The organism is Dehalococcoidia bacterium, assembly GCA_035310145.1.
Classification (GTDB): domain Bacteria; phylum Chloroflexota; class Dehalococcoidia; order CAUJGQ01; family CAUJGQ01; genus CALFMN01.
On record DATGEL010000022.1, the window covers coordinates 18,103 to 42,883 of the forward strand.

Genomic DNA, 24,781 nt, shown 5'->3' on the forward strand with positions numbered 1-24,781 from the left:
CGGTATGCCCCCATCGTCTAGCGGCCCAGGACGCCGCCCTTTCAAGGCGGAGATCAGGGGTTCGAATCCCCTTGGGGGTACCGCGGTAGGGATTGGGTGTCAGGGAATCGGGAATCGAACGGTAGGGGCGGTTCGCGCGCCGCCCTTCGCGGCGCCGGCCGCGACACTCCGCGCACCACCTTTACACGTTCTGAACGCGCCGCCCGCTGAACCTGAATCAGGCACTATCCTGATGCCGCCCGTTCGCCGGCGTCTTTGCCGTCTGGCGCGTCCGCCTCGATCACCTGGTTGATCTGTGCGCCGAACAAGAAGATGTAGGCCGTGACGTATCCGTAGATCATCAGCACCGCAACGCCGGCCAGGGCGCCGTACGCTTCCGTGGGAGCGGCGAAGTTGTTGATGTAGATCGAAAACGCGGCGGTGAACAGCAGCCAGAGCACCGCGGCCAGCAGCGAGCCGGCGCGGAGCCAGTACCAGTCCTGCTCGGTGTCCGGCGCGACATAGTAGACGAGCGCGAATGCGATCAGCACGCAGCCGACCAGCACCGGCCAGGTGACCAGCGCCCAGACCGCACCGAACGCCGGCGATGCACCCCACGCCAGCGACAGCTTGTCCGCCAGGTGGCTGCCGCCGACCACGACCACGATCACGGCCGTGAGCAGCAGGGCGATGCCCCAGCGCCGCCACCACGGCCGGTGTTCCTTCAGCTCGTAGATGGCATTCAACGCTTCGATCGCGGCGAGGAAGAAGCCGGCGATCGCCCAGATCGCGCCACCGAAGGCGATGACCGCGCCAACCGTCAGCGAGCCGTTCGCCTGCGTGCCCGACGCGCCGGCGATCTGGTGTTTGAGCGCCTCGCCTGCCGCCTTCGGCAGCGCCGCGCCGGCTACATTCACCATCGCAGCGACGAACCGCGTCTGATGCAGCGCCGTCATGAGCCACAGCGCGGAGACGGCCGCGGGGAAGAGGGCAAACACCGCGCGGAAGGCCAGGTTCCCGGCACGGACGGCGAGATCGTTCCGCTGCCCTCGGCGCAACGCCTGCCGCAGCAGCCGCCCCAGGCCGATGCGGTTCATGCCGGTGAAGGGGACGGGCACCCGGTTGCCGGCATCGACGGCGGCGCGCTCAAGTTGCGTCTGTGCGGTCATCCACCTGCACTCCGTTGCGGGCATTAACGGCCGCGGCATCCGTGGCCAGGCGGCGCCCACCCCAACGTAGGGGGCGGATGGCCGCCGTCTGTAGCTCGTGCAGGCGTCGTGCCGCACCGGAGCGGGTAGCGCGGCATCACTCGCTTGGCGCAGACGGCGTGACGATCGCGGTCTTGGCGGCAGCTCGGGCGCGGAGGGGGTCAGGAGTTGAATTCGGCCGCGATCAGATCGGGCAGCTCCGCCACGCTGCGCAGCAGGTGCGTGTGCCGCACGCGACCGAGCGATTCAACACCGTGCGAGCCGGTCAGCACGCCGACCACCCCGCCCGCGCCGGCGTTGCAGCCGGCCTGCAGATCGCGAGGCGTATCGCCGACCACGATCAGGTCACCGGCGGACTCGACGCCGGCGCGCTGCATCGCCAGGTGGATCATGTATGGCGCCGGCCGGCCTTCGGGCACTTCGTCGGACGCGGCGTGCGCGGCGAACGGCTGCGCGAGCCAGCCCAACCGCTTCAGCATGATCCGGGCGAGCGCCTGCCCGAAGCCGGTGTTCGTCGCCAGCTTCAACCCACGCCGCGACAGCGCCGCCAGGCAGTCGCCGGCGCCCGGGATCTCCGCGAGCGGCCCCTCACCGTAGGCGCCCACAAGCGCCGCGTCAAACCGATCGAAGGCGGCTGCGGCGGCCCGCTGCGCCTGCTCGCCCGGCCCGAACGCCCGCTCGGCGAACGCCCTGAAGATGCCTTGTTTGCTGCCGCCGCGAGCCGCCTGGAGGTCGGCCTCGGCAAAGGGAATCTGCTCGGCCGCGAGCGACTGCCGGTAGGCGTCCAGCACGGCGCCGCCGTCGTCCACCAGCGTGCCGGTCAGGTCGAAGACGACGAGACGAATCGTGGACATCCGCTCACACTCCATACACTCGGCGCCGGAGCGGGTTGCAGCAGATCGCGCCGTCCGTGAGCCTCGACCGGCGGCGCCCTGGCACGCGGACTGGCGAGCTGCCGCCGATCCTCCCCGGACGCCACGACGCCAGGCGTCGCGGCTCGTAGCATCGCAGCCTCACACTGCATTATCGCGGGGAAGGTTCGCGATGACGACAGATGGGCAAGAATCCGCGTCGCTTTGCAGCCGGTTAAGCGGGATCAGCCGGCGGCGCGATGCCGGTACTGCACGGCCTCGGCCACGTGCGCAGACGCGATGCCGTCACGGCCAGCGAGGTCGGCGATCGTGCGCGCCAGCTTGAGCGTGCGGTGAAACGCCCGCGCGGAGAGGCCGAGCTGCTCCATCGCCAGGCGCAGCAGCGAGCGGGCGCCGTCGTCGAGCACCGCCTGGCAGTGACGGCGCACGTCGGCCGGCGTCATCTCGGCATTGGTATGGATGCGTGTGCCGGCGAAACGCTCGGCCTGTCGGGTGCGGGCCGCTTCTACCCGTCCGCGTACACTGCTGGTCGCCTCCGCTGCAGCGGTGCCGGCAAGCTTCTCGAACTCGACGCGCGGCACGTCGATATGAATATCGATGCGGTCGAGCAGCGGTCCGGAGATGCGCCGCTGATAGCGGGCGACGGCGCCGGCCGAGCAGGTGCACGGCTTCGCCGGGTCGCCGTAGTAGCCGCAGGGACACGGGTTCATCGCCGCGACCAGCACAAAATTGGCGGGAAACGTCACCGTGCCCTGCGCCCGCGAGATCGTCACCAGGCGGTCCTCCATCGGCTGGCGCAGCACCTCGAGCACGTTCTGGCCGAACTCCGGCAGCTCGTCCAGGAAGAGCACACCACGATGGCTCAGCGAGATCTCGCCCGGGCGCGGGCGGCTGCCGCCGCCGACCAGGCCCGCGTGCGAAATCGTGTGGTGCGGCGCGCGGAACGGCCGCTGGGCGATCAGCGGCGTGCCGGGCGGCAACATGCCGCAGACACTGTAGATGCGTGTGACTTCCAGCCGCTCTTCGCCGCCCATGCGCGGCAGAATGCCCGGGATCGCCCGCGCCAGCAAGGTTTTGCCCGAGCCTGGCGGCCCGGACATCAAAACGTTGTGGCCGCCCGACGCCGCCACCTCCAGCGCCCGCTTGACGTGCTCCTGGCCACGCACCTCGGCCAGATCGGTGCCGCGCCACTCGAAGCCGTCGGCGTCCCCGGGCAGGCGGCCGGCTACCGGCGCGATCTCGCGGATGCCCGCCAGGTGTTCGGCCAGATCGCCCAGCGAGGCGGCCGGCAGCACCTGCATTCCCTCGACCAGCGCGGCCTCGGCGGCGTCTTCGGCCGGCACGAACGCCCGCTTTAGCCCCAGCTCGCGGGCGAATCCCACCATTGGCAGCACGCCGTGCGTGTGGCGCAGGCTGCCGTCGAGCGAGAGTTCGCCCAAAACGACGCTGTCACTCAGGTTGGCGACGATGCGGCCCGTGGCGATCAGCAGGCCGACGGCGATCGGCAGATCGAAGGCCGGCCCCTCTTTGCGCACGTCGGCGGGAGCGAGGTTGACGACGATGCGCCGCGGCGGCAGGGCGAAGCCGGAGTTTTTCATCGCCGCCCGCACCCGCTCTGCCGACTCGCGCACAGCCGCGTCCGGCAGACCGACGATCGTCAGTGAAGGCACGCCGACACCGCCGAGATCGACTTCGACCTCGACGAGGCGCCCTTGCAGGCCGATCACGGTGCAGGCGAGAACCTTGGCGAGGGGCACGGGGCACCCGGCGGGCGATGCTTCGCGGGGTCATCGTAGCAACCGCGCGTGGCTTGCCGCCAGATGCGGTGCGCGCCGTTCCGTGGTCCTCTCCATGGCGCCGCGATTGCCACTTTCCTCCGGCTTCATTGCGCCGGGCCGCTAGAACTTTGTCAGACCGTTTGGCCTGTGGAGGCGCTTGCAACCTTCTCATCTTTGTATTACTGTCTGACAGACTGACGAAAGCCACGAACCAGGAAGCGCGAGCCGTGGCCGCTGCTCCCGAGGAGGCGTTATGACCACCACTACATCCAGCGGCACGGCCCCGATCGCGTTTGAGACGCGGCCGGAACGCTACCGGCACTGGTCGCTGGCAATCGACGGCGACAGCGCGCAGCTGACGCTGGCCGTCGAGCGCTTCGGCGGGCTTGACCCCACGATCGAGCTGAAGGGCAACTCCTACGACCTGAGCGTCGATATCGAGCTGCACGACGCGGTGCAGCGGCTGCGCTTCGAGCATCCCGAGGTGCGCGCCGTGGTGATCGCCTCCGCCGACGACCGCATCTTCTGCTCCGGCGCCAACATCCACGCCCTGTCACGCGCCACGCACGCGCACAAAGTCAACTTCTGCAAGTTCACGAACGAGACGCGCCTCTATATCGAGGAGGCCAGCGCCGAGAGCGGCCAACGCTACATCGCCGCCTGCAACGGCGCCACGGCGGGCGGCGGCTACGAACTTGCGGCCGCCTGCGACGAGATCGTGTTCGTGGACGACAACGCCTCCGCCGTCAGCCTGCCGGAAGTGCCGCTGCTCGCCGTGCTGCCGGGCACCGGCGGCCTCACGCGCGTGATCGACAAGCGCCGCGTACGGCCCGACTTCGCCGATCGCTTCGCCACGATGGCCGAGGGCGTGAAGGGCAAACGCGCGCGCGACTGGGGGCTGGTGGACACGCTGGCGCCGCGCAGCCGCTTCGCCGAGGTTGTGGCCGAACGGGTCGCAACGGCACGGGCCGCCGCGAACGAGGCCTTTCGCGGGCCGGGAATCGCGCTTGACGCGCTCGACCCCATCGTGACGGAGACCCAGGTAGCCTACCGGCACGTGAAGCTCGATCTGGATCATGCTCGCAGGGTGGTCGAGATCACCGTGAGCGGTCCCACGGCCGGCCAGCCGCACGACGCCGTCGCCGCGCTGGGGGCCGCTGCGGACTGGTGGCCGCTGCGCATGGCCCGCGAGCTGGACGATGCGCTGCTGCGCCTGCGCTTCAACGAGCCGCAGATCGGCCTGCTGCTGCTGCGCACGCGCGGCGACCCAGACCTCGCCCACGCATGCGGTGAACTGCTGGCCGCGAATCCCCGCAGCTGGTTCGTGCGCGAGACACGGCTGCTGCTGGGCCGCGTGCTGCGGCGGCTGGACCTGACGGCGCGCAGCGTCTTTGCGATTGTGGATGAAGGCTCCAGTTTCGCCGGCCCGCTGTTCGAGCTGTTGCTCGCGGCCGACCGGGTCTACGTGCTCGACGCCAACGGCGTCGCGGCCCGGCCGGGCAGTCTCAGCGGCGGCGCCCTACCGCGCTGGAACGGCCTCTCGCGCCTGGCGACGCGCTTCCTCGGAGATCCCGCGCGGGTTGCGGCCGTGCGTGATGCGGGCCGCGCCGGCTCATTGAGCGCGCGTCAGCTCGACGACCTCGGCCTGGCCACGGAGCTGATCGACGCGATCGACTTCGAGGACGACTTGCGCGTCGCCGTCGAGGAGCGCGCCAGCCTCTCGCCGGACGCGCTCACCGGCATGGAGGCATCGCTGCGCTTCGGCGGGCCGGAGACGCTGGCGACGAAGATCTTCGGCCGCCTCTCCGCCTGGCAGAACTGGATCTTCACGCGGCCAAACGCCACTGGCCCGGCGGGCGCGCTCTCGCTCTACGGCAAACCGGAGCGACCGCGCTTCGACTACACGCGCACCTGATCGGGTGTCCGCGTCGCCCGGCACACGGTATGCGGCACGGCAGGAAGGTGAGTTATGGCGGACCTCTCGACCATACCCAACAACGTCGACCTGGAATCGGACAGCCGCCTGCAACACGCCCTGCACTCGTGGCAGCCGAACTTCCTCAAGTGGTGGATGGAGATAGGCCCGCAGGGCTGGCAGGCGCACGACGTCTATCTGCGCACGGCGGTGAAGGTCGATCCCAGCGGCTGGGCCCGCTTCGAGTACGTGAAGATGCCCGAGTACCGCTGGGGCATCTTCCTCGTACCCGAGAGCGGCGAGCGCCAGATCGGCTTCGGCGACTACGCGGGGCGCCCGGCCTGGGACGAGGTGCCCGGCGAGCACCGCAATGCGCTGCGGCGGATCATCATCACCCAGGGAGACACCGAGCCAGCCTCGGTCGAGCAGCAGGCCCGGCTCGGCAGCATCGCGCCCTCGCTGTACGATCTGCGCAACCTCTTCCAGGTGAACGTCGAGGAAGGACGCCACCTCTGGGCGATGGTCTACCTTCTGCACCGCTACTTCGGCCGCGACGGGCGCGAGGAGGCGGAGCAGCTGCTGGCGCGGCGCTCGGGCGACGTCGACAAGCCCCGCATCCTCAGCACCTTCAACGAGCCGATCGAGACCTGGCTCGACTTCTTCATGTTCACGATGTTCACCGACCGCGACGGCAAGTACCAGCTCGCCTCGCAGGCCGAGAGCGGCTTTTCACCGCTGGCGCGCACGACCCGCTTCATGCTCACCGAGGAGGCGCACCACATGTTCGTGGGCGAGTCGGGCGTGGATCGCGTGGTGCAGCGTGCTGCCGAGCTGATGGCCACGGGCACGGAGCCGCGCACGGCCGGCGCCGTGGATCTCGTCACGATCCAGAAGTACATCAACCACTGGTACAGCCTCTCGCTCGACCTGTTCGGCGGTGAGGTGAGCAGCAACGCCGCCGACTACTTCGCGGCCGGGCTGAAGGGGCGCTACCGCGAGGCGGACCAGTACAGCGACCACCACGCCCTGGAGGAGACGCACCGCCTCTCGATGGTGGAAGACGGGCAATTGATCGATCAGGAGGTCCCGCTGCGCAACGCGATGAACGCGGTGCTCCAGGAAGCGTACATCCGCGACTGCCAGCGCGGCGTCGAACGCTGGAACAAGACCATCGCCGGCCACGGCCTCAGCGGCATCAAGCTCCGCCTGCCGAGCAAGCGCTTCAACCGCCGGGTCGGCACCTATGCCGGCCTGCTGCGCTTTGACCCGGCCGGCGCGGTGATCGGCCAGGCGAAATGGGAGCTGCAGCGCGACGAATGGCTGCCCACGGCGGCCGATCAGGCGTACGTGCGCTCGATCATGCGGCCGGTGTACGAACCGGGCAAAGTCGCGGCCTGGATCGCGCCGCCGGCCAAAGGCATCAACGGCAAGCCGCTCGACTTCGAGTACGTGCGCATAGTGTAGGCGTGTGTGCGCCCCGGCTACACTTCGGCGCGCACACCCTCGCGGGCGCGGCCGACGGAGATGACGCCGCGCACGCCTTCGAGCTTGTTCAGCAGACGGCTCAACTGCTCGATGCCTTTGATCTCGACCGTGAGCTGAATCGAGGTCTCGTGGTCGTTGCGCCGCTGTGTGCGCACGCCGTTCATGTTGACCTTCTCGTCGCTGATCAGCGTGGTGATGTCGCGCAGCAGGCCGACGCGGTCCATCGATACGATATGCAGCGCGACCGGATAGAACTCCTCCGCCCCGCCCCACTGCACCGGTACGATGCGCTCGTCTTCGCCGCCGGCGGCGATGTTGGGGCAGTCGGCACGATGGATCGTCACGCCGCGGCTGCGGGTGATGTAGCCGACGATCTCATCGCCGGGCACGGGCGTACAGCAGCGAGCGATCGAGGTCAGCAGATCGTCCTGGCCGAGCACACGGATGTTGGACGGCACCACGCGGCGCGGGCTGGCCACGGCGGGCGGCAAGATCGGCTCCTGCCGCGCCTCCATCGCCGCGGCCAGGCGCGCGGTGATCTGATGCAGGCTGAGGTCGCCGCAGCCGACCTTCTGAAAGAGATCGTCGGTCGAGTCGAGATGGCAGAGCTTGAGCAGCTCGCCCTGTTTCTCGGCCAGGCTCACGCCGAGGCGGCGCAGCTCCTTCTCCAGCAGCTCGCGCCCGCGCTCAATGTTCTCGACCCGCTCGCGCTTCTTAAACCAGGCGCGAACCTTCTCCTTCGCGTGGTTCGTCTTGAGATAGCCGAGATCGGCGTTCAGCCAGTCGCGCGACGGCCCGCGCGAGCTCTTACTGGACATGATCTCGACCACATCGCCGTTCTGCAGCGCGTGGTTGAGCGGCAGCAGCCGGCCGTTGACCTTCGTTCCGACGCAGTTGTGGCCGAGGTCGGTGTGGATGCGGTAGGCGAAATCGAGCGGCGTCGAGCCCGCCGGCAGGTCCTTGATCTCGCCCTTCGGCGTGTACACAAAGACCTGATCGCCGAAGATGTCGGTCTTGACCGAATCGACGAAATCGTCGGCGGTCTTCAGCTCGCGCTGCCAGTCCAGCAGTTGGCGCAGCCAGGCCAGCCGCTCTTCGAAGCGCAGATCGCGCTTGCCGCCCTCTTTGTAGCGCCAGTGCGCGGCGACGCCGTACTCGGCGATCTGGTGCATCTCCTGCGTGCGGATCTGCACCTCAAGCGGCCGGGCGCCCAGGCACATCACCGTCGTGTGCAGCGACTGATACAGGCTGTCCTTGGGGCTGGCGATATAGTCGTCGAACTGGCCGGGAATCGGGCGCCAGAGATTGTGCACGATGCCAAGCGCGTTGTAGCAGTCGGCGCCGGAGTTAACCAGCACGCGCAGGGCGAGCAGATCGTAGATCTCGTTGAAACTCTTCCCCTGGGCCTCGTACCGCGCGATCTTCTGATAGATGCTGTAGATGTGCTTGGCGCGTCCCTTGACTTCGGCCTCGACGCCGTGCTTCTCCAGCTCCTCGGTGAGAATGCGCTCGACCTGCCGGATGTACTGCTCGCGCATCGCCCGCTTCGACTGCACGAGCTGAGCGATCTCGCGGTACTTTTCCGGGTTCAGATAGCGGAAGGAAAGGTCTTCCAACTCCCACTTGATCTGCCAGATGCCGAGCCGGTTGGCCAGCGGCGCGTAGATCTCCATCGTCTCGGCGGCGATGCGCCGGCGCTTCTCCGGCTCCTTCGCGTCGAGCGTGCGCATGTTGTGCAGCCGGTCGGCCAGCTTGATGATCACCACGCGCACGTCCTCGGCCATGGCGAGGAACATCTTGCGCAGGTTCTCTGCCTGCGAGCCGTCCGCCGGCCGGCCCTCCGGCGGCTGCCAGTGCATCTTGCTCAGCTTGGTCGTGCCCTCGACCAGGCGGGCGATCTCCGGCCCGAAGCGCTTCTCCAGTTGCGCCGGCGTCACGCCGCAGTCTTCCATCGTGTCGTGCATCAGCGCCGCCGCCACGGCGGAGGCGTCGAGTTGCAGGTCGGCGACGGTGTATGCTGCCTGCAGCGGATGCTGGATGTACGGTTCGCCCGACAGCCGCAGCGCGCCTTCGTGCGCCGTTTCGGCGAAGGCGTAAGCGTCCGCGACCACGGAGACCTTGTCTTCGGGCAGGTATTCCGCTACTCGGTCGAGCAGTTCAGAGACGTTCATGGGCACCCGTTCGGCGGGATTGCTCAGTGTATGAGCCTGACCCTTTATTCTAGCATAACGGCTTTGTCACGCCGGCCGCTGCCGCCGATGGTCAACCGCCCCTGCTCGCACCGGCGCCGCGCGGGCCCGCGGCCGCGGCAAAATGAGGAGCACTCGATGTATCAGGCCCCGCGCGGCACGAGCGACGTACTGCCGGCCGAGCAGCCGTACTGGCAGCACGTCTCGCGCACGGCCGAGCGGCTCTGCGCCCGCTACGGCTACCAACGCATCGACACGCCGATCTTCGAGGATGCGGGCGTCTTTATCCACGGGACGGGCGAGTCGAGCGACATCGTTCAGCGCGAGATGTACCTGTTCGAGGACCGCGACGGCGGCCACACCTACGCCTTGCGGCCGGAGTTCACCCCCAACGTCATGCGAGCCTATCTGGAGCACGGCCTCTTCAACCAGCCGCAGCCGGTGAAGCTGTGGACAGTCGGCCCCGCCTTCCGCCACGAGCGGCCGCAAGCGGGGCGCACACGCCAGTTTCACCAGCTCGACCTGGAAGCGATCGGCGAGGCCGACCCGGCGATCGACGCCGAGCTGATCGACTACCTCTGGCAGCTCTTCGCGGAGCTGGGTTTGCGCGATCTGACCGTGCTGCTCAACAGCATCGGCGACCAGAACTGCCGGCCGCAGTATGTGCAACTGCTGCGCGCCTACTACGCCGACAAGCTCGATCGGGTCTGTGCCGACGACCGCGTGCGCTTCGAGAAGAACCCACTGCGCCTGCTCGACTGCAAGGTGCCTTCCTGCCAACCGATCATCGCCGGAGCGCCGGTGATCGCGGAGCACCTCTGCGAACCGTGCGCCGAGCATTTTGCCCGCGTGCAACGGTATCTGGCCACCCTCGAGATCCACTTCGTCGTGCAGCCGCGGCTCGTACGTGGGCTGGACTACTACACGCGCACGGTCTTCGAGTTCGTGCCGGAGGGCGCCGGCAGCACGGGCACGATCGGCGCCGGCGGCCGCTACGACGGGCTGATGGAGGTGCTTGGCGGCCCACCCACGCCGGGCATCGGCTTCGCCACGGGCATCGAGCGCATCGTGCTCAATCTGAAGAAGGCGGGCATCGAGCCGCCGCCGCTGGCGGGACCGGAAGTGTTCGTGGCTTATCCGACCGATGCGCAGCGCGACCAGGCGGTGCTGCTGGCGGCGCGCCTGCGGCACGAGGGGATCGGCGCCCTGGCGGCCACGGGCAGCCGCAGCCTTAAGGCGCAGATGCGCCACGCCGGCCGCGCCGCCACGCGCTACGCCTACATCGTCGGCAGCGGCCCTGGGGAGAGCCAGCTGCGCGATCTCCGTGCCGGCTCGCAGCAGGCAGTCGAGCCCGACGACCTGATCGAACGGATGAGAGAGGCGGCGAAATAGCCCGCTTCCGCGCGTAGTACACTGGTCGGGCGGAGCGTGACGGCTAGGCCCGGGTACGCAGACCGATGCAGGCCGGAACATGTGGGAACGACTCGAAGAGCTGGTGCGGCGCTACGAGCAACTGACGGCCGAGATGGCGCGGCCGGAAGTCGCCTCCGACTTCGCGCGCTACCAGGAGCTGGCGAAGGAGCAGTCGCAGCTCGAAGGCACCGTGGCGCTGTACCGGCGCTATCAAGAGGCCGTGCGCGGCCTGGCCGACGCCCGCGCCGCGCTCGAAAGCGATGACGAGGAGCTGCGCGAGCTGGCACGCGACGAGATCGCCGAGCTTGAGCCGCGCGTTGAGCAATTGACGCAGGACCTGCGCATCGCCCTGCTGCCCAAAGACCCGCGCGACGAGAAGAACGTGATTCTCGAGGTGCGCGGCGCCGAGGGCGGCGAGGAGGCGGCGCTCTTCGCCGCCGATCTCTTCCGCATGTACACGCGTTACGCCGAGCGCCACGGCTGGAAGAGCGAGCTGCTTTCCAGCACGCTCAGCGACATGGGCGGGTTCAAAGAGGCCGTCTGCGAGATCCGCGGCCGGGGCGCCTACTCGCGCCTGAAGTACGAGAGCGGCGGCCACCGCGTGCAGCGCGTGCCCACGACCGAGGCGAAGGGCCGCATTCACACCTCGCTGGCCACGGTCGCCGTGCTGCCTGAGGCGGAAGAGGTCGATTTACACATCGACCTGAAGGATGTGCGCGAGGACGTGTACCACAGCGGCGGCGCCGGCGGCCAGAACGTGAACAAGGTCGCGACCGCGATCCGGCTCACGCACTTTCCCTCGGGCATCGTCGTCACCTGCCAGGACGAGCGTTCGCAACTGCAAAACCGGGTGAAGGCTTGGAACCTGCTCCGCTCGCGCCTGCTGGACCTTGAGGTGCGCAAGCAGGAGCAGGAGCTGACGGACACGCGCCGCTCGCAGCTTGGCTCCGGCGAGCGCTCCGACAAGATCCGCACCTACAACTTTCCGCAAGACCGGCTCACCGACCACCGCATCCCGCTCACCGTCCACAACCTGCCGGCGATCCTGGACGGCCAGATCGACGAGATCATCGACGCGGTGACGATCTGGGATCAGCAACGCCGCTTCGCCGAAAGCATCGCGGCGGCCGACTGATGCGTGCCCCTAATCCCGGTTCGCCGCCGGCTGCTGCGAACGCCATGCAGCGGGCCGTGGTACAGTTGCGCGCCGCCGGAATCGAGGAGCCGCGGCTTGAAGCGGAGCTGCTGCTGCGCCACGTGCTCGGGCTAGACAAGACCTGCTTCTACCTGCGCCTGCCCGAGGCGCTCGGCGCCGAGCAGTACGATCGCTTCATCGATCTGCTCGATCAGCGGCTGAAGCGCCGGCCGCTGGCATACATCACCGGCCACCGCGAGTTCTACGATCTGGACCTGCACGTCGCGCCGGGCGTGCTGATCCCTCGGCCGGAGACCGAGTTGCTGGTCGAGCGCTGCCTGGCGATCGGCCGGCGCCTGGTCGGCGAACGGCCCGTGACGTTCGTGGATGTGGGCACGGGCAGCGGTGCGATCGCCCTGGCCGTGGCGAAGCACCTGCCGCAGATCGAGGTGCTGGCGACCGACGATTCGCCCGCTGCGCTCGCCGTCGCGGCCTACAACGCGCGGCGGTTGCGGCTGGCGGCGCGTGTACGCTTTGTACAAGGAGACTTGCTGGCTCCGGTGCCGTGCCGGGTGGATCTGATCGCCGCCAATTTGCCGTATATCCCCACGGCCGTGCTGGCCACGCTGGCGCCAGAAGTCCGCGACCACGAGCCGCGCACCGCGCTGGATGGCGGCGCCGATGGGCTGGATCAGATCCGCCGGCTGATTGGGCAGCTGCCGGGCCGGCTGCGCGCCGGCGGCGCCGCGCTGCTGGAGATCGACCCCGGCCAGGCGGAAGCAGTCACCGAGCTTGCCGCCCAGATTGGCGCGGCCGCCACGATCGAGCCCGACCTCGCCGGGCGCAGCCGCCTCGCCGTCATAGAATTGTAGTGCAGTGCAGTGCGGCTTTGCGCCTGCGAGAGCATACGTTGGCGCTGGCCGCTGTGCTAGGCTCGTATACAGCGTAACGAGTTCGCGTTGAGGGACGCTCGCAGGTGGCGGAACGGCACGGCGAACGCCGGCAATGGGGTCTGCTCTCCAGTCACGGCCAGGTGCTGGTCTACGTGATGGCACACCCGGATGTCACGGTGCGCGGCCTAGCACAGGCGCTGAACTTCTCCGAGCGGCGAATCATGGGTGTGCTACGTGACCTCGAAGAGGCCGGCATGCTGCACCGCGAGCGCCGTGGCCGCCAGAACCGTTACCTGGTGAACGAGCAGGCCGCGATTCGTGCGCCGGAGGCGGACAATCTCTCGCTGCGACACCTGCTCAGCGTGTTGGTGCCGCGGGAACGCCGCGAGCCGGCAAGCTGATTCACTCCGGTTCCCGTCGCCGGATTGCGAATATCGCCTCGGCCGAGCATGTCTCGCTATTTGACCGCGACGCAAACGAATGCCTGCGCGGGCAGGTGCAACCGCCCGCTGCGCGGGTGCTGCCAGCGGCGCAGCGTGGGCGCGGCTGTCTCGCGCACCCTGGCAAGCTGCTCCGGGTCCAAGCCGGCGAGCGGCGAGCCGGCGTAGGCCAGTCCGCGCTCGACGGTCTGCCAGTACTGATCGGCCGACTCGTATTCGAGCGACGCGGAGACCCGGTCCGGCGTGACGTCCTGGTACTCGGCCTCAGAAAGCAGCCGCGAAAGCGCCCCCGGTTCACCGTAGCGGAACGGCCGCGCGCTCACCGCGGCCGGCCGTGCCGGGAGCACCGCGTGCACCGCGTCGAAGGGGATCGCCAGCCAGGGGCTGCGCAGCGCCTCGCCCCAGGTCGAGAAGGCCGCGCGACCCACTGGCCGCAAGACGCGCAGCATCTCGGCAAGCGCCGCCCGCGCGTCGGCGAACTCCGCGATGCCCAGGTGGCAGATCACGAGATCCCAATACGACGACGCCAGCGCGCTCAGGTCGCCCGCATCCAGCGTCTCGAAGCGCACCGTGCGCAGCCCGGCTTCCACGGCGCGGCGTTGGGCCAGCGCGGTGAACTCGCCGGAGATATCGACGCCGACGACCTCGCCGCCAGGCCCCGCGCGCATGGCCGCCTCGATCGTCGTCTCGCCGGGGCCGCAGGCGAGGTCGAGCACGCGCTCGCCGGGCTGCACGGCGGCCAGCTTGAAGAACGCGCTGAAGAACTGGTTGGTGAGCGGCAACACGAACTCGGCATAGTCCGCTGCCTGGGCATGACTGCTGGCTGACGTGATCATGGCACGAAGGTAGCAGGTAACAGGGAACAGGGGCGAGCCTATAATGGCCTGGCAGCAGAGGAGGCAGCGCCATGCAGGCAACCGACCTTTCCGGACTGACGATTGCCCGCGCGGCCGAACTGATTCGCTCACGCGAGGTTTCGCCCGTAGATCTTGCCGACGAATACCTGGCGCGAATCGGGCGGCTCAATCCGGCAGTCAACGCCTACGTCGCGGTTACGGCGGAACGCGCCCGTGCAGACGCCCGCCGCGCCGCCGAGGAGATCGCCGCGGGCAACTACCGCGGCCCGCTGCACGGCGTGCCGATCGCCCTCAAAGATCTTTACGACACGGCCGGCATCGAGACGGCGGGCGGTGCGAAGTTCCTGCGCGGCCGCGTGCCGGCGCAGGACAGCACCCCCGCCCGCAAGTTGCGCGAGGCCGGCTCGGTGCTGCTCGGCAAGCTCAATACGCACGAATTGGCCTACGGTGTGACGACGAACAACCCGCACTTCGGCGCCACACACAATCCGTGGAAGCTGGACCACATCCCGGGCGGCTCCAGCGGCGGCTCGGGCGCGGCGATCGCGGCCGGCATGGCCGTCGCCACGCTGGGCACCGATACGGGCGGCAGCATTCGCATCCCCGCCTCGCTCTGCGGCTGTGTCGGCCTCAAGCCAACCTACGGCCGCGCCAGCAAGGCGGGCGTGCTGCCGCTCTCATACCTGCTCGACCACCCCGGCCCGATCGTGCAATCCGTCGAAGACGCCGCGATCGTGCTCGGCGCGATCGCGGGCTACGATCCCGACGATCCGGCGACCGTGCCCGTCCCGGTGATCGACTACACCGCGGAGTTGCGCGCTGGCGTGGGTGGCCTGCGCGTCGGCGTGCTGCGCTCGTACTTCTTCGAGCGCCTCGACGACGAGGTGCGGGCCGCGGTCGAGGCCGCGATCGCCACGCTCCGCGGCCTCGGCGCCGAGCCGCGAGACGTCGAGATTCCCGGCATTCAAGAAGCGGTCGCCTCGCTGTTCGGGATCGTGCTGGTCGAGGCGCAGGCGATCCATGCCGAACCGCTGGCCTCGCGCCCCGCTGACTTCGGCCCGGACGTGGGCGCGATCCTCTCACAGCCGACACCGCCGACCGCGGCGGTCGCCGCGGCGCTGCGGGCGAAGGACGTGCTGAGCGTGGCGATGCGGCGTGAGCTCGAGACCGTCGATCTGCTGCTCACGCCCACGACGCCGCTGCCGGCGATCCCCATCGGCCAGGAGACGGTCAAGTACGGCGGCGTTGAGGAGCCGGCGATTGCGGCGTTCGTGCGCTGCACCGGGCCGTTCAACGCCAGCGGCCTGCCCGCGCTCTCGCTGCCCTGCGGCTTCACCCGCGCCGGGCTGCCGATCGGTCTGCAGCTCGCCGGCCGCCCGTTCGATGAAGCGACGGTGCTGCGCGCCGGTCACGCCTACGAGCAGGCGACCGAGTGGCACCGGCGGCGGCCGGCAATCGGGGTGGGCGGCTAGCCAAGCGGGTACCGGCATAGTTTCACGATCTCGTGGCCCGCAAGCTGGCAGGACCGGAGCAGGCCGCGCTGCCCAATGCGGACCTACCGTTCCACGAGGCCGAGATGGAGCGGCTGCGGGCGCTGCTCGCCGAGGCAAGCGAGGAGAGCCCCTTGCCTGACCGGCCGGCCGGCGCCGGCGCGCTCAACGATCTGCTGCTTCGCCTGCGGTTGCCAGACGGGCCGCGCTGAGCGGCGGCTGAGCCTCGTCCACGCAGTATCCCGCCCCAGCGCTCGGCGCTACGCACAGCGGCAGCCGGCATCGCAGGGCAGAGTGCGGCCAAGCGCGGGGTTTGTCTAAAGCGCTTGAGCGCTTATGCCATATTTGCACGGCCCTACCGTTGACCGCGCCCGCCGCGCCACGTACGATCAGGGGAACACGGCGGCGGCAGGAGCGTTTTCGGTTCCCAGCGGAGGCACGCGCCATGGTAGAAGAAACGATCACGAAACCGACCCTCCAACCGGTCCCGGCCGGCCTCTCGCCGCGCTGGGACCGCTTCGATCGCGAGGGGCTCACCTTCGACGATGTGCTGCTGCTCCCCGCCCGCTCCGACGTGCTGCCCTCGCAGGTCTCCACCGCCTCGCGGCTCTCCCGCAACCTGCGCCTCGCAATTCCCGTGATCTCGGCGGCGATGGACACGGTGACGGAGGCGCGGATGGCGATCGCCCTCGCCCGCGAAGGCGGCGTCGGCATCGTGCACCGCAACCTGCCCGTTCGCGCCCAGGCCGACGAGATCGACAAGGTCAAGCGCAGCCAGAGCGGCATGATCGTCGAGCCGGTCTCGCTAAAGGCCTGGCAACTGCTCTCCGATGCGCTGGCGGTGATGGACCGCTATCACATCTCCGGCGTGCCGATCACCGACGAAGAGAACACGCTGGTCGGCATCCTCACCAATCGCGACATCCGCTTCCAGGAGGATCTTACCCAGCGCATCGGCGACGTGATGACGCGGGAAAACCTGGTGACCGTGCCCGTCGGCACCACGCTCGACGAGGCCCGCTCCATCCTGCGCCGGCACAAGATCGAGAAGCTGCCCGTGGTCGACGGCGCCGGCAAGCTCAAGGGTCTGATCACCGTCAAGGACATCCAGAAGAAGCTGCAGCACCCCAACGCCTCACGCGACAGCCAGGACCGGTTGATGGTCGGCGGCGCCGTCGGCGTCGGGCCGGACGCCTGGGAGCGCGCCGGCGCCCTCGTCGATGCCGGCGCAGACCTGCTCGTCGTCGACACGGCGCACGGTCATGCCCGCAGCGTGGGCGAGATGGTGCGCCGCCTAAAAGACGCTTTCTCGCAGATCGACCTGGTCGCCGGCAACGTGGCAACCGGCGATGCGACGCTCGAGTTGATCGAGGCCGGCGCCGATGCGGTGAAGGTCGGCATCGGGCCGGGCTCGATCTGCACTACGCGCATCGTCGCCGGCGTCGGCGTGCCGCAGGTCACCGCGATCGCCGACTGCGTGGCCGCGGCGGCGCCGCACGACGTGCCGATCATCGCCGACGGCGGCGTGCGCTTCTCCGGAGACCTGGCGAAGGCGCTTGCGGTCGGCGCCAGCACGGTGATGCTGGGCGGCCTGCTCGCCGGCGTGGATGAGTCGCCCGGCGAAGTGATGCTGTATCAAGGCGAGCGCTTCAAGGACTACCGGGGCATGGGGTCGATGGGGGCGATGCAGGATCGCGGCTTCAGCAAGGATCGCTACTTCCAACACGACGTGCAGGGACCGAGCAAGCTCGTGGCCGAGGGCGTGGAGGGCCGCGTTCCCTACAAGGGTCAGTTGGCCGACCTGCTCTTCCACCTGGTCGGCGGCCTGCGCGCGGCAATGGGCTACCTGGGCGCGCCGGATATCACCACCTTCCAGCGCGAGGCCCGCTTCATCCGCATCACCGGCGCCGGCCAGCTCGAGTCACACCCGCACGACATCATCGTCACCAAAGAGGCGCCGAACTACTGGGCTTCATAGCGAACAGCGAACAGCGAACAGCGAACAGCGAACAGGGGGCTGGGACCAGCGCCTCGGTTTATGACAGTAGCGTGAGGACTTCGGGGATCTCCCGAACGATGTGATCCGGTCGTGCCTCGCCGGCGGGCAGCATCGCATCCATGCCGTCGAGAATCAGCACCGAGCACATGCCGGCGCGGTTGGCGCCGGCGATGTCGAACGGCAGCAAATCGCCGACGAAGAGCGCCTCGGCCGGTGCGCAGCTTGCACGGACCAGCGCCTCTTCGAAGAGGCGCTGGTCCGGCTTGCAGGAGCCGGCCGCTTCACTGGAGAGCAGCGAATCGAACAGCGACTCCAGACCCGTGTTGCGCACCAGGGGCCAGAGCTGGGCCTCGTGCGCGTTGCTCACGAGGCCGAGGTGCAGCCCGCGCAAGCGCAGCTCGCGCAGCGTCTCGCGCACGCCGTCGCGCAATGGCACGGCCCTCGCAGATCGCCGCGGCCATCATTTCGTCATACGCGCTGAGCAGCGCCAGCGTCGGTTCGACGCCGAGTTCACGCAGCGCCGCCGCGGCCACCGTGGCGAACAGGTCGCGGTGCAGGTAGAACGGCCGGGCGAGGTACTGCAAGCCGACCCTGGCGAACGCAGACTGCAACGCCCGCGTCGCGCGGGCGCGGCCGGCTGGATTCTCATACAGGCTGGCGAGGCGGCAGAGCGCTCGCGCGTTCGCCTCCATGAAGCCGTCGCTGCGCGTGAGCGTGCCGCCCAGGTCGGAGAGCACGGCCCTGAAGTTGCCCGTCACTACAAGCCCTCCCGCAGGCAGACCGTGCCGCGGTCGCCGTCCTCCGTCAGCCAGGCGCCGTTCCGGATTGCGGTCAGCGCGGCGGCACAGCAGCCACGCCGGCTCCTCCGTGACCGAGCTCCTCGCGGGCATCAAGGAAACTCATTGCTATCTGGCTGAGCGCACGCCTCGCACTGCTTCCAGTATCAACGATCTCGCGGAGCGAAATAGGGCGCCCCGGCAGGGCTGCCGGAGCGCCTGGTTTCGCATTTTCCGCGCCGCGACGGCTTGCATCGGTCAGACGGCCAGCACGCTCCAGGCCGGCGGCAGGCCGCTGGCGAGCAGCGTCCAGCGCGCCTCGGGCGTGACGTTCCACAGCTCGCCCGTGTCGGTCGTGACCAACACCTCGCCCGGCCGCTCGCCCACGGCCACGCCCAGCAGGCAGGCGGCCGAAGGAGTGTGCGCGGCGTCGCCCAGGTTGCGCCAGCTATCGCCGGCGTCGTCGCTGCGGTAGAGCTTCGCCTGGGCGCCGCCCTCGTCTTTGTAGCTGGCGAAGGCCGTGGGCGCGCAGGCCACGGTCAGTGCCTCGTTGCGCGGATCGATCACCAGCGGCCGCGTGTAGCGCGGCAGACGCCCCTGCCAGAGATACTCCCAGTTCGCGCCGCCGTCCCTGGAACGAAAGAGGCCGGCATTGCCCTCGATCTGCTCCGCCACGCCCTGCAGCCGGCCGTAGCCGGTGGTGGCGAAGACGGTGTCCGGCCGCGACGGCTGGCTCACCATCACATGGATGTCGGGGTTATTGTTGGGCAGGCTCACCGACCAGCTCTTGCCCGCGTCCGCCGTACGGGCAACGCCGCCGACCTCCACGCCCACCCACCAGCGCTCCGGGTTCTTCTGGTCCAGCGTGACGGTGCGGGCGCGGCCACCCGACGGCGGTGTGGTCGGCACACACCACTTCTCCGCGCCGGGGATCTTTGCAAAGGATTCGACCTCGCCCCATGAGCGGCCGCCGTCCGTGCTGCGGAAGAGGCCGGCGGGCTGCGCCCCGGCGAAGATCGTTTGCGTGTCACCCGGCGCCGGCACGATGTCCCAGATCTCGCGCCCGGCGACGCCGGCCTGCGCCCAGCTCTTGCCGCCATCCGCCGACCGGAAGATGCCGTCCTTCGTGCCTGCGAACAGTGCTCCGCCGACCTGCGCCAGCGCCCGTACGCTGTGTCCCTGCAGTCCTTCGACCTCCCGCGTATCGCCGCCGCTCGTGCAAAAGACGCCTTTGCTCGTGCCGATCAGGTACTCCACGACGCGCCTCCTTCGTGATCGCACTGCGCGCGATGCTGCAGCGTTGCCGCACGGCCGCGCGGGCCGGCGGTCTGCGCCAACGTACTCGCCGCCGGGCTTGCCGGGGGCTGAGCGCCCCCACTCTAGCACGATCCTCCGGGCCGCGAGCGCCCTCCCACGCTGGCGAGGCGAGATGTTAAGACGGTGTAATCCTTTCGAGGAATAGCCTGACCACCGCGCCAGGGCGGAGGGTAACAGGCAAAGCGGCGCGCGGGCGGCGGGCGAGTCCGGCTCCCGGCGCCTGCACGAGGACTCCGCCAGACGCCAGGGAGGCTGCCATGCGCATCGGTCCATGCAAACCCTTCGGCCGGCCGCTCCTGCTGGTCGCGTTCGCCTGCCTGCTGGCCGCGTGCAGCAGCAGCAACAACAACGGCAATAAGTCGAATGCGGCGAACAACGCCGCCAACGCGACGAAGCCCGTCGCCAGCTCGATCGCGCCGGCGCCGGGCGCCGCGGGCACCGCCCAGCCGGGTTCGCCGACGTCGGCGGCCACTCGCGCCGCGGCCACAGCGGCGCCTGCGAGCACCTCGGCGGCCGGCTCGCCGGCCGCTGGCGCTGCGCCTGGCGATCCTGGCGCGGCGGCGCTCGCGGCAGCGGGGGGCAAGAAGATCGGCGGCTCGGTGAACGTGCTCGGCACCTGGGGGGGCAGCGAGCAGGACAGCTTCCTCGCCATGGTGAAGCCGTTCGAGGACGCCACCGGCGTCAAGGTGAATTACGAGGGCACGCGCGACCTCAACGCCGTGCTGACGACGCGCGTGCAGGGCGGCAACCCGCCCGAGCTGGCGGGCCTGCCCGGCCCCGGCCAGATGGCGCAGTTCGCGCAGCAGGGCAAGCTCGTCGACCTCGACAGCGTGCTCGATATGAGTGCGATGAAGCAGCAGTACCCCGAGTCGTGGCTGCAACTGGCGCAGGTCGGCGGCAAGCAGGTCGGCATCTTCATTAAGGTCGCGCTCAAGGGGCCGATCTGGTACGACCCCAAGACGCTGAGCAAGTTCTCTACCGGGCAGACGCCGAAGACCTGGGACGAGCTGCTGGCGCTGACCGACAAGATCGCGCAGAGCGGCACCACGCCCTGGTGCATCGGCATGGAGTCCGGCGCGGCCAGCGGCTGGCCCGGCACCGACTGGCTGGAAGACATCGTGCTGCGCCAGGCGGGACCCGATGTCTACGACCAGTGGTACCAGGGCAAGATCAAATGGACCTCGGACCAGATCAAGCAGGCCTGGCAGAGCTGGGGCAAGATCGTCGCCAATTCGAAGGACGTTTTCGGCGGCTCGAACACGGTGCTCTCCACCAACTTCGGCGACGCCGGCACGCCGATGTTCTCCAACCCGCCGAAGTGTTACCTGATGCACCAGGGCAGCTTCATCACCGACTTCTTCGTTAAGAACACGCCGGGCCTGAAGCCGATCACCGACTTCAACTTCTTCATGTTTCCCGACATCGACCCCAAGTACACCGGCTCGGCCGAGGTCGCCGGCGACCTGTTCGGCATGTTCAAGGACACGCCGCAGGCACGGGCGCTGATCAAATACCTGGCCACACCGGAGGCGCAGGCGATCTGGGTGAAGCGCGGCGGCGCCCTTTCACCGAATAAGCTCGTCTCGCCCGAGGTGTATCCCGATGAGCTGGCGAAGGAGCAGGCGCAGATCATCACCACGACCAAGACGGCGAAGTTCGACGCTTCCGACCTGATGCCTGACGCCATGAACACCGCCTTCTACAAAGCGGTGCTGGACTACATCCAGAACCCCGGCAACCTGGACAGCATCCTCGCCAATCTCGACAAGGTGCAGGCCGACGCCTACAAGCAGTGACAGGAGGCCATCGGGCGCAGGGCCAGGGCGTGGGATGGAGGCGTCCACTCCGCCCTCCACCCCACGCCCTTCACCATGAGCGATCGCATCGTCCTCGCGCTCGTCGTCGTGCTGGGGGTGCCGGCGGCCCTGGTCGGTTACGTCGCCCTGATCGAATGGCTGCTGCGCGGCGCCGCCAACCGGTGGAAGGCGCGGCTGCGTCCCTGGCTCTGGCTGCTGCCGGCACTCGTCTTCCTGGGCGTCTACCTCGTCTATCCTTCGCTGAAGACGATCTATCTCAGCTTTTTCAACGCCGACTCGCGGCGGTTCGTGGGGCTGGATAACTACCATTACATCTTCACCGACCGTACGAACCTGATCTCGCTGCGCAACAATGTGCTCTGGGTAATCTTCTTCACCGGCGCCGTCGTCGCCTTCGGGTTGCTGATCGCCGTGCTCACCGACCGCGTGCGCTACGAGTCGATCGCGCGCGGCGTCGTCTTCCTGCCCATGGCCGTCTCCTTCGTGGCGGCGGGCGTGATCTGGCGGTTCATGTACGACTACCGGCCGCCCGGCCTGCCCCAAACCGGCACGGTGAACGCGGCGCTGATCCTCGTGGTTCCGGGCTACACGCCGCACGCCTGGCTGATCGAACGGCCGATCAACACCTTCGCGATCATCGGCGCCTCGGTCTGGATGTGGACCGGCTTCGCGGCGGTGATCCTCGCGGCCGCGCTCAAGGGCGTGCCTGCCGACGTGCTGGAGGCGGCGCGCGTGGACGGCGCGGGCGAGTGGCAGGTCTTCTGGCGGATCATCTTCCCGCTGCTGGGCACGACGATCGCCGTCGTCACCACCACGGTCGTGATCATCGCGCTGAAGGCATTCGACATCGTCTACGTGATGACCAACGGCAACTACGACACGGATGTGATCGCCAACCGCATGTACAAAGAGATGTTTAACTTCCGCAACTTCGGCCGCGCGAGCACCATCGCCGTCATCCTGCTCTGCGCGATCGTGCCGGTAATGCTGTACAACCTGCGCAGTTTCCGCACGCAGGAGGCGACCCGCTGATGCAAACCGCCGCCCTGCGCAAGAGCGTCGCCGTTTCGTTTCCCGCGCGGCTGGGCCAGGCGCTACGGCGCGGGCCGCTGCACATCGTGATTATCGCCATCTGCCTGCTGTGGCTGGTGCCGGCCGCGGGGCTGCTGGTCTCCTCCTTCCGGCCGCCGGCGCTGGTCTCGCGCACGGGCTGGTGGACGGCCCTGCAGCCGCCGCTGCACTTCACGCTGGACAATTACCAAAAGGTGCTGACGACGAACCACATGGGGCAGAGCTTCGTCAACAGCCTCTTCATCGCGATTCCGGCCACCGTCATCCCCATCCTGGTCGCGGCCTACGCGGCCTACGCCTTCGCCTGGATGGAGTTTCCGGGGCGCGACTGGCTTTTCCTCGTCGTCGTCGGCCTGCTGGTGGTGCCGCCGCAGATGACGCTGATCCCGGTGCTGCGCCTGTACACGCAGTTGCACCTCGCCGGCACGTTTCCCGGCCTCTGGCTGGCGCACACGGGCTACGGCCTGCCCTTCGCCGTCTACCTGCTGCGCAACTTCTTCGGCTCGCTGCCGCGCGAGATGATGGAGTCGGCCTACGTCGACGGCGCCGGGCCGTTTACCGTCTTCTTCCGCCTTGTGCTGCCCACCTCGGTGCCGGCCCTGGCTTCGCTGGCGATCTTCCAATTCATGTGGGTTTGGAACGACCTGCTGATCGCGCTCGTCTATCTCGGCGGCGCGCCGGACGTGGCGCCGATGCCGGTGACGATCAGCAACCTCGTCAACTCGCTGGGCCAGAACTGGCAACTGCTTACTGCCGCGGCCTTCATCTCGATGGCGCTGCCGCTCAGCGTCTTCTTCGCCCTGCAGCGCTACTTCGTCTCCGGCATTCTCACCGGCGCGGTGAAGGGGTAGCTCCGCCGCCGTGCAGCCTTGCAACGATGACTCCGCCGCAAAGCGGTGCATGCGGCTCAAGGTCGCGTCGTTTTCCTGCTGAGGTCCCGTAGTATCTGCGCATGAACAGCGCTCAGGCGATCAGCGCGGCGGCACGTGCCGAACCAACAGCAGCGCTCTCGACCGGGGAACTGACAGAACTGCTGTCGGCTGTGCGCCAGCTTCAGGCCGAGCACGCCGGCGCGCTGCAGGTGCTGCGCCGGCTCGAACAGCGATTCAGCGGCAGCGGCCTCGGCGATCGGCACGCGGCTGAGGCCGCGGCGGAAGGCGCCGCAGGCGCCCTCTGGCATGATGCGCTCGATCGCCCCGCGCGCGTGCATCGTCTGCAGGTGCAGGTGCTCGGCCCGTTCCGTGCCTGGCTGGACGGGCGCCCCATCGACAACTGGCAGAACCGACGGGCACGGACGCTGCTCAAGTGCCTCGCGGTCAACGAGCGGCAGCGTGCGCCGCGGGAGCAACTGATCGAGGCGCTCTGGCCCGGCGCGGATCCGCGCGCCGGCGCTAACTCGCTGCGAGTGACCATCCACGCGCTGCGCCGAATCCTGGCGGAGGCGGCCGGCGAGGCGGGCGCCGACGATTTGCTCCTCTGCGAGGGAGACGGCTACGGCTTCGGCCCGAGCCTCGCCGTGGACGTCGATGTGATCAGCTTCGAACGGCTCTGGCAGCGAGGCCGCCGGCTCGAACAGGAGGAGGCGCCCGAGCGGGCGCTGGCCGCCTTCGAAGCCGCGGAGGCGCTCTACCAGGGTGACTTTCTCCAGGACGATCCCTACGACGAGTGGACGGTCCTGCGGCGCGAAGCGCTGAGGGACTGCTACCTGGCCTTGCTGGCGCGGCTTGGCCGGCGCTCCCTCGAACGGGGCGATTATGAAGGCTGCATTCAGCGCTGTCAGCGGCTTCTCCGCCAGGACCCCTGCCGCGAAGACATCTACCAATGGCTGATGCGCTGCCACGCCGCGCTTGGCCAGCCGGGGCGTGTGCGCCGCTGGTTTGACGTCTGCACCGCCGTGTTGCGCCAGGAACTTGACCTGCCGCCGGGACCGGAGACGGTTGCGCTCTTGCACGCACTGCGGGCGAGTCCGGCGACAATTAATTCCGCACTAACGCCCGATTAACGTGCCAGTAATCACCCTTCTCTAGTGTGAACAGCGAAATACTCTGCGTCGCCGAGGCGAGTGGCGTCCTCTCGACCGAATTCGCGTCGCCGCTTCGCAGTCGCCGATTCGTGGCGTCTCCGTGGCTCAGTGACCAGCAAAAGGG

Annotated in this window: 20 protein-coding genes and 1 tRNA gene; 14 read left to right on the forward strand and 7 right to left on the reverse strand. The window is 68.7% G+C overall.

Translation table 11 applies throughout. The annotated features are described in order from the left end of the window. The first annotated feature begins 6 nt into the window (after window positions 1-6). Window positions 7-80: transfer RNA gene (locus tag VKV26_04125), tRNA-Glu, on the forward strand. Window positions 81-224: 144 nt separating this feature from the next. Here the strand turns inward: VKV26_04125 and VKV26_04130 are convergent. The 3 genes from VKV26_04130 to VKV26_04140 form a co-directional block, all read right to left on the reverse strand. Further along, a complete protein-coding gene (locus tag VKV26_04130) occupies window positions 225-1,148 on the reverse strand; it encodes a YihY/virulence factor BrkB family protein (protein HLZ69078.1) in 924 nt (307 codons plus the stop codon). Window positions 1,149-1,348: 200 nt separating this feature from the next. Beyond that, window positions 1,349-2,041, reverse strand: coding sequence for an HAD family hydrolase (locus tag VKV26_04135; protein HLZ69079.1), 693 nt, complete (start codon window positions 2,039-2,041; stop codon window positions 1,349-1,351). A 242-nt stretch (window positions 2,042-2,283) separates the two neighbouring features. Beyond that, window positions 2,284-3,816 (reverse strand): YifB family Mg chelatase-like AAA ATPase, encoded by a 1,533-nt coding sequence (locus VKV26_04140; protein HLZ69080.1) that lies wholly within the window; start codon window positions 3,814-3,816, stop codon window positions 2,284-2,286. A gap of 274 nt (window positions 3,817-4,090) precedes the next feature. Here VKV26_04140 and boxC point away from each other — a divergent pair, with 274 nt between their 5' ends. Then, window positions 4,091-5,752 carry a 2,3-epoxybenzoyl-CoA dihydrolase gene (boxC, locus tag VKV26_04145; GenBank protein ID HLZ69081.1) on the forward strand — a complete coding sequence of 554 codons (1,662 nt, stop codon included), beginning with the start codon at window positions 4,091-4,093 and terminating at the stop codon, window positions 5,750-5,752. 54 nt (window positions 5,753-5,806) lie between these two features. Next, the gene (gene boxB, locus VKV26_04150) at window positions 5,807-7,216 is read left to right on the forward strand and encodes a benzoyl-CoA 2,3-epoxidase subunit BoxB (GenBank protein ID HLZ69082.1); all 1,410 of its coding nucleotides are present in this window, start codon (window positions 5,807-5,809) and stop codon (window positions 7,214-7,216) included. A gap of 17 nt (window positions 7,217-7,233) precedes the next feature. On the opposite strand, the gene VKV26_04155 is transcribed toward boxB, so the two are convergent. Then, window positions 7,234-9,408 (reverse strand): bifunctional (p)ppGpp synthetase/guanosine-3',5'-bis(diphosphate) 3'-pyrophosphohydrolase, encoded by a 2,175-nt coding sequence (locus tag VKV26_04155; protein HLZ69083.1) that lies wholly within the window; start codon window positions 9,406-9,408, stop codon window positions 7,234-7,236. A gap of 156 nt (window positions 9,409-9,564) precedes the next feature. Between VKV26_04155 and hisS the strand changes: the two genes are divergently transcribed. The 4 genes from hisS to VKV26_04175 all read left to right on the forward strand — a co-directional run bounded on the left by hisS (window position 9,565) and on the right by VKV26_04175 (window position 13,268). Next, the gene (hisS, locus tag VKV26_04160) at window positions 9,565-10,818 is read left to right on the forward strand and encodes a histidine--tRNA ligase (GenBank protein HLZ69084.1); all 1,254 of its coding nucleotides are present in this window, start codon (window positions 9,565-9,567) and stop codon (window positions 10,816-10,818) included. Window positions 10,819-10,897: 79 nt separating this feature from the next. After that, complete coding sequence (gene prfA, locus VKV26_04165) at window positions 10,898-11,974, forward strand: peptide chain release factor 1 (GenBank protein ID HLZ69085.1); 1,077 nt, start codon at window positions 10,898-10,900, stop codon at window positions 11,972-11,974. A 44-nt stretch (window positions 11,975-12,018) separates the two neighbouring features. Then, the gene (gene prmC / locus VKV26_04170) at window positions 12,019-12,846 is read left to right on the forward strand and encodes a peptide chain release factor N(5)-glutamine methyltransferase (protein ID HLZ69086.1); all 828 of its coding nucleotides are present in this window, start codon (window positions 12,019-12,021) and stop codon (window positions 12,844-12,846) included. A 104-nt stretch (window positions 12,847-12,950) separates the two neighbouring features. After that, window positions 12,951-13,268, forward strand: a complete 318-nt coding sequence (locus VKV26_04175) for a helix-turn-helix domain-containing protein (GenBank protein ID HLZ69087.1) — start codon at window positions 12,951-12,953, stop codon at window positions 13,266-13,268. A gap of 56 nt (window positions 13,269-13,324) precedes the next feature. Here the strand turns inward: VKV26_04175 and VKV26_04180 are convergent, their stop codons facing one another. Continuing rightward, window positions 13,325-14,143 carry a class I SAM-dependent methyltransferase gene (locus tag VKV26_04180; GenBank protein ID HLZ69088.1) on the reverse strand — a complete coding sequence of 273 codons (819 nt, stop codon included), beginning with the start codon at window positions 14,141-14,143 and terminating at the stop codon, window positions 13,325-13,327. Between the two features lie 71 nt (window positions 14,144-14,214). On the opposite strand from VKV26_04180, the gene VKV26_04185 reads away from it, so the two are divergent. From VKV26_04185 to guaB, 3 genes are all read left to right on the forward strand, one after another. Beyond that, window positions 14,215-15,636, forward strand: coding sequence for an amidase (locus tag VKV26_04185; protein HLZ69089.1), 1,422 nt, complete (start codon window positions 14,215-14,217; stop codon window positions 15,634-15,636). Between the two features lie 32 nt (window positions 15,637-15,668). After that, a complete protein-coding gene (locus VKV26_04190; protein ID HLZ69090.1) occupies window positions 15,669-15,866 on the forward strand; it encodes a hypothetical protein in 198 nt (65 codons plus the stop codon). Window positions 15,867-16,099: 233 nt separating this feature from the next. Continuing rightward, complete coding sequence (guaB, locus tag VKV26_04195; protein ID HLZ69091.1) at window positions 16,100-17,632, forward strand: IMP dehydrogenase; 1,533 nt, start codon at window positions 16,100-16,102, stop codon at window positions 17,630-17,632. 58 nt (window positions 17,633-17,690) lie between these two features. On the opposite strand, the gene VKV26_04200 is transcribed toward guaB, so the two are convergent. Both VKV26_04200 and VKV26_04205 read right to left on the reverse strand, forming a co-directional pair. Continuing rightward, window positions 17,691-18,089 (reverse strand): HAD family hydrolase, encoded by a 399-nt coding sequence (locus VKV26_04200; GenBank protein ID HLZ69092.1) that lies wholly within the window; start codon window positions 18,087-18,089, stop codon window positions 17,691-17,693. Window positions 18,090-18,687: 598 nt separating this feature from the next. Further along, window positions 18,688-19,686, reverse strand: coding sequence for a hypothetical protein (locus tag VKV26_04205; GenBank protein ID HLZ69093.1), 999 nt, complete (start codon window positions 19,684-19,686; stop codon window positions 18,688-18,690). 317 nt (window positions 19,687-20,003) lie between these two features. On the opposite strand from VKV26_04205, the gene VKV26_04210 reads away from it, so the two are divergent. The 4 genes from VKV26_04210 (at window position 20,004) to VKV26_04225 (ending at window position 24,636) form a co-directional block, all read left to right on the forward strand. Next, window positions 20,004-21,542: an ABC transporter substrate-binding protein gene (locus VKV26_04210; protein HLZ69094.1), complete on the forward strand. Its 1,539-nt coding sequence runs from the start codon at window positions 20,004-20,006 to the stop codon at window positions 21,540-21,542. A gap of 75 nt (window positions 21,543-21,617) precedes the next feature. After that, on the forward strand, window positions 21,618-22,595 hold the full coding sequence (locus VKV26_04215) for a sugar ABC transporter permease (GenBank protein ID HLZ69095.1): 978 nt from the start codon (window positions 21,618-21,620) through the stop codon (window positions 22,593-22,595). Continuing rightward, window positions 22,595-23,485, forward strand: a complete 891-nt coding sequence (locus VKV26_04220) for a carbohydrate ABC transporter permease (protein ID HLZ69096.1) — start codon at window positions 22,595-22,597, stop codon at window positions 23,483-23,485. The genes VKV26_04215 and VKV26_04220 overlap by 1 nt, the downstream gene beginning before the upstream one ends. A gap of 101 nt (window positions 23,486-23,586) precedes the next feature. Then, complete coding sequence (locus tag VKV26_04225) at window positions 23,587-24,636, forward strand: BTAD domain-containing putative transcriptional regulator (GenBank protein HLZ69097.1); 1,050 nt, start codon at window positions 23,587-23,589, stop codon at window positions 24,634-24,636. Window positions 24,637-24,781 lie beyond the last annotated feature (145 nt).